The organism is Nocardia sp. NPDC004722 (assembly GCF_053601505.1).
Genome location: NZ_JBSGBY010000657.1, coordinates 1 through 4,492 on the forward strand (window position 1 = coordinate 1; position 4,492 = coordinate 4,492).

At 70.9% G+C, this 4,492-nt stretch carries 5 protein-coding genes; all 5 read right to left on the reverse strand.

Annotation, left to right across the window (positions count from 1 at the left end; genetic code table 11):
- On the reverse strand, positions 1–344 hold a 344-nt coding region (locus ACWELQ_RS39105), incomplete at its 3' end, for a hypothetical protein (RefSeq protein WP_452402047.1).
- The gene (locus ACWELQ_RS39110; RefSeq protein ID WP_452402048.1) at positions 341–700 is read right to left on the reverse strand and encodes a RidA family protein; all 360 of its coding nucleotides are present in this window, start codon (positions 698–700) and stop codon (positions 341–343) included. The genes ACWELQ_RS39110 and ACWELQ_RS39105, both read right to left, overlap by 4 nt.
- Positions 697–1,794 carry an alpha-hydroxy acid oxidase gene (locus tag ACWELQ_RS39115; protein WP_452402049.1) on the reverse strand — a complete coding sequence of 366 codons (1,098 nt, stop codon included), beginning with the start codon at positions 1,792–1,794 and terminating at the stop codon, positions 697–699. Before ACWELQ_RS39115 ends, ACWELQ_RS39110 begins: the two co-directional genes overlap by 4 nt.
- Entirely contained in the window at positions 1,791–3,242 is a 1,452-nt protein-coding gene (locus ACWELQ_RS39120) for an amino acid permease (RefSeq protein WP_452402050.1), read from the reverse strand. The genes ACWELQ_RS39115 and ACWELQ_RS39120 overlap by 4 nt, the downstream gene beginning before the upstream one ends.
- A gap of 220 nt (positions 3,243–3,462) precedes the next feature.
- A partial coding sequence (locus tag ACWELQ_RS39125; RefSeq protein WP_452402051.1) for a hypothetical protein occupies positions 3,463–4,492 on the reverse strand: 1,030 nt, incomplete at its 5' end.

Consider the following 4,492-nt stretch of genomic DNA (forward strand, 5'->3'; position numbering starts at 1 on the left):
GCGCACATCCGGATACAGATCGTCCCCGTCGAAGTTGACGCGCAGGCTGTCGGGTCCGCGACCCGCACGAAGCCGCGATTCTTGCCCACGTCGTGCCCGGTGTGGGTGAGCTGATAGCGGTGCCCGCGCCGGATCAGGAACCCGGCGCGCACCAGACCCTCGGCGACGGTGTGCTGAATACCGGTGGTGGGCGCGATGGTGTCGCCACCCAGCAGGGTGACCCACCAGCCCCAGTCGTCGGCGGCGACGATGAGCTGCCCGGCGGTCTGGCCCTCGATGACGTCCCGGATGGTGAAATCGCCGATATGGGAAGGGGAATGGACGAGCGGAGTGACTGCGGTCATGATCGATCTTCCTGAGCGGTGGCGACGGCGATCGCCTGGATTTCGATGAGCAGCCCGTCGATGGGCAGGGTGGTGACGGTGGTGATCCGCGCCGGTGCGGCCGTCGGGAAGTAGTGGCGGAAAGTGTGGTGCCAGTCGGGGAACCAGCGGCGGTCCGCGAGATAGCAGTCCAGGCGCAGCACCTGCGCGCGGTCGCTGCCCGCGGCGGCGAGGGCGGCGTCGAGCTGACGGAACACCTCGGCCGCCTGTCCGTCGAAGGTGTCGGCGGTGACGCGCAGCGTGTCCGGGTCGAGGGCGGCCAGGCCGGAGGTGAACACCAGCCCGGATGCGCTGCGTGCCAGCGGGAATGCGCTCACGATGCCGCCCGCGTGATCCGGGAGGCGTCGATGTCGGCGACGGTGCGCGCCCCGGAGAGGATCATCAGCGTGCGCAGCTCCTCGGTGAGCAGCTCCAGCACCCGGTCCACGCCCGCCTGCCCGGCCGCGGCCAGACCGTAGATGGCGGCGCGGCCGATGATCACCGCGTCCGCGCCCAGCGCCAGCGCCGTGTACACGTCGCTGCCGGTGCGAATCCCGCTGTCCAGCAGGATCGGCAGCTCCGGGCCGACGGCCGCGCGGATGCCCGGCAGCATGTCCAGGCTCGCCGGAGCCGGATCCACCTGCCGCCCACCGTGATTGGACACCACCAGGGCGCTCGCGCCGATGTCCAGGGCGCGTTCGGCGGCGGCTGGGGTGAGCACGCCCTTGGCGATCCACGGCAGCCCGAACCCGGTCGCCGCGCCCGCCAGTTCGGTCCAATCCCACACCATGCCACCGCGTTTGAGCAGCTGGCCGAACACCTCGGCCACCCCGGGCGCACCGTCCGCGCCGGTCAGATTGCCCGCGAAATGGCGTTGATCGGGGTCGAAGCGATTGGCCATATTGCGGGTGCGGAACCCGCCGACCGGGCAGTCCAGGGTGACGCACAGCGCCTCGTATCCCAGCCGGGCCACCCGCTCGGCCACCAGCGCGGCATGCCCGAAGGGGTGCACCTGCGCGATGCGGGCGGCCTGCGGCGCGGCCGCCCGCACCCGCTGATAGGAGTAACTGCCCGCCTCCGGCACGACGGACAGCGCTCCCCGGGCCTGGGCGGCCCGGGCCACGGCCGGATGCCCGTCCGGATGGAACAGCGCGTCACCGCCGAACGGGGCGGTGAGAATCGGTGTCGCCAAGGGCATGCCGAGGAATTCGGTGCGGGTCGAGGGCGCGCCCACCCCGCTCATGGGGGCGGGCAGGATGCGCCAGCGCTCGAACGCCAGCCGGTTGTCGCGCAGGGTGAGTTCCCGGCCCGCGCCGCCCTCCACGAAATCCAGGACATCGGCGGGCAGGGCGGCCGCGGCGGCGCGATGGATCTCGTCGAGGGTGCCGAAATCGACACGGGTGGGATAGAAGCTGTCGAGTTGCGCGGTCACGCGGCACCCCCGGCGGGCGCGGTCGCGGAGGCGGTCAGGGCGGCGTCGGCGGGCGTGGACGTCGGCTCTGCGGAAGTGGCGCTCGGGTCGGGTTCGGTGGTGCTGCCGGGGATCGGTACGGCATGGCCGCGGCCGTAGAACACGTACAGCGCCACGCCCGCGGCGCTCCAGATGACGAACCGCAGCCAGGTCAGCGCCTCGAATGTGGTGGCCAGCCAGATGCATCCGGCGATCGCGGCGATCGCCACCACCGGCAGCAGCGGTACCCGGAACGGGCGCGGCCGCTCGGGTGCGGTGCGGCGCAGGATCAGCACGCCGAGCGCGACGATGACGAAGGCGAACAGCGCGCCGATATTGACCAGCTCAGCCACCGTGCCGATGGGCAGCAGCCCGGCCACCACGGCCACCACCGTGCCCAGCAGCAGGCTCAGGCGCACCGGGGTGCCCCGGGAGCCCGTGCGGCACAGGGCCTTGGGCACCATGCCGTCGCGGGCCATCGCGAACACCAGGCGGGTCGGGCCGTAACACACCATGAGCAGGCCCTTGGTGAGCGCGATCACCGAGGCCACCAGGATCACCTTGCCGATCCAGCCCGCGCCCACGGCGGCCAGCGCGGTCGCGACCGGCGCGGCATTGCCGAGCGTGGAATACGGTGCGACACCGGTCAATACGGCGCTGACGGCCACGTACAGGGCGGTCGCGATCACGACCGAGCCGATGATGCCCCAGGGCAGGTCCCGGCGGGGATCGCGGGTCTCCTCGGCGGAGGTCGCCACCACGTCGAAACCGAGGTACGCGAAGAACGCCAGCGCCGCCCCCGCCGCGATCCCGTGCACGCCGAACGGCAGGAACGGCGACCAATTCCCGGCGTGCACATGCGGTGCGCCGATCGCGATCACGAGAATGAGAACACCGATGGTCAAGGCCACCAGAGTTTTCACCACGACGGCGGTGAGTTTGACCTCGAGCACGAGAACGCCGACCACCACCGCGACAACGAGAACCGCCGGCAGATTGATGACGCCGCCATCGCTGGGGCCCGCCGAAATCGCTTTGGGCAGTGTCACTCCGAACAAGGAATTCAGGGCCGCGCCGAACAATCCGGACCAGCCGATGGCGATGGCCGAGGCCGCCACCGCGTATTCGAGCAGCAGATTCCAGCCGACCAGGAAGGCGGGCACCTCACCCAGTGTGCCCCGGGTGTAGGTGTAGGCGCTGCCGGAGAGCGGTGTCATGGAGGCGAGTTCGCTGTAGCACAGCGCCACCAGCACGCAGATGGCTCCGGCCAGCACGAACGAGAGGACGATGGCGGGGCCGGCCTTGGTCGCGGCGGCGATGCCGGTGGTGACGAAGATGCCCGCGCCCACGATGGTGCCGACGCCCATCGCGATGAGATCCAGCCGGCCGAGACTGCGGGTGAGCGTGTCGGCTGTGGTGTGTGCTGCCATTTCTGGAATCCATTCGGAGAGAATGTCTTTGAAGCTGATGTATTCCAGTGAAACCCCGGGAGTTTATGTGCCGGTGAACTCGCGTAACGACTTCGTTTCGTCGAATTGTGGGATATCGGAACTCGAATATCATCGCGCGCACGACAAATGGCGCGCGATCGGAATTCGCGCGTGAATTATCATGCCTTCGCCTTTGTTTCGTCGAATTCGGCGGGCGGAATTATGCGGTTGTCGAGATCTGCTGAACGGGAAGGGAGTCCGCGGCACGCGCCGTTGCGCGCCGACGGACGACGGCGGTGGCCGCGGCCACCAGGACGAGGACGGCCGCGGCGGCGAGCACCGCGTCCCGCATGGATCCGACGGTCGCGAGGGCCCCGAAGCCGAGGGTCGCCACCGCCGCGCACGCGTACGCCACGCCCGCGAAACGCGAGGCGGCCCGCGCATGCTGATCGGGAGGTGTTGCGGCACTGACGATCCGGAGTCCGGACCGGTAGGCGATGCCCTGCCCGAACCCGGCCACCACGCCGCCGCACAGCAGCAGCGCCAGGCTCGGAATCCAGGACACGGCCGCCGCCAGGGCGACTCCGGCGATGATCAGCCCCTGTGCCGCCAGCGTTTCCGCGGGCAGCCGGTCCGGCGGCAGCATCCGCTGGGCCAGCCACGCGGTCGTCAGATACAGCGTCACCGGCAGTGCGAGCAGCGCCAGGTTGGTCGTGCCCAGCAGTTCGGCCCCGTAGCTCGGCAGCAGGGCGACCACCAGCCCCGCCGACACCCAGGCGGCGATTCCGCTGAGGTATCCGGCAATTCGGGGTTCCCTCGCCGCGGAGAGGGCCGCGCGGACCGGTGCCGCCCCGGCCGGGCGCGCCGCCCGATCGGTGAGCACCGCCGTCGCGACGGCCGCGAGCAGCGCCGCGTGCGCGAGATACACGGTCACCCCGGGCGCGGGCAGATACTGCGCGATCACCGCCGCCGCAAGGGTTCCCAGCGCCGAGCCGAGCACGGTCGCCACGGCCATGGCCGTGCGCCCGCTTTCACCCTGGCGTTCGAGGATCAGTCCGGCCAGTGAGCCGGTCACCAGCCCGACCGACAGTCCCGCGCACAGTCGCGCCGCGACCACCGGCCAGGGTGAATGCGCCAGTGCCATGGCCGCATCCGCGGCGACCGCGCAGACGCTGCCCGCGCCGATGCGCCACCACCAGCCGCGCCGGGACGCGGGCGTGCCCAGCAGGGCGAGTGTGGGTGTCAGCGCG

Excerpts from the sequence above, each read along its gene's own strand:
- ACWELQ_RS39120 (WP_452402050.1), bottom strand. The coding sequence starts at position 3,242 with ATGGCAGCACACACCACAGCCGACACGCTCACCCGCAGTCTCGGCCGG.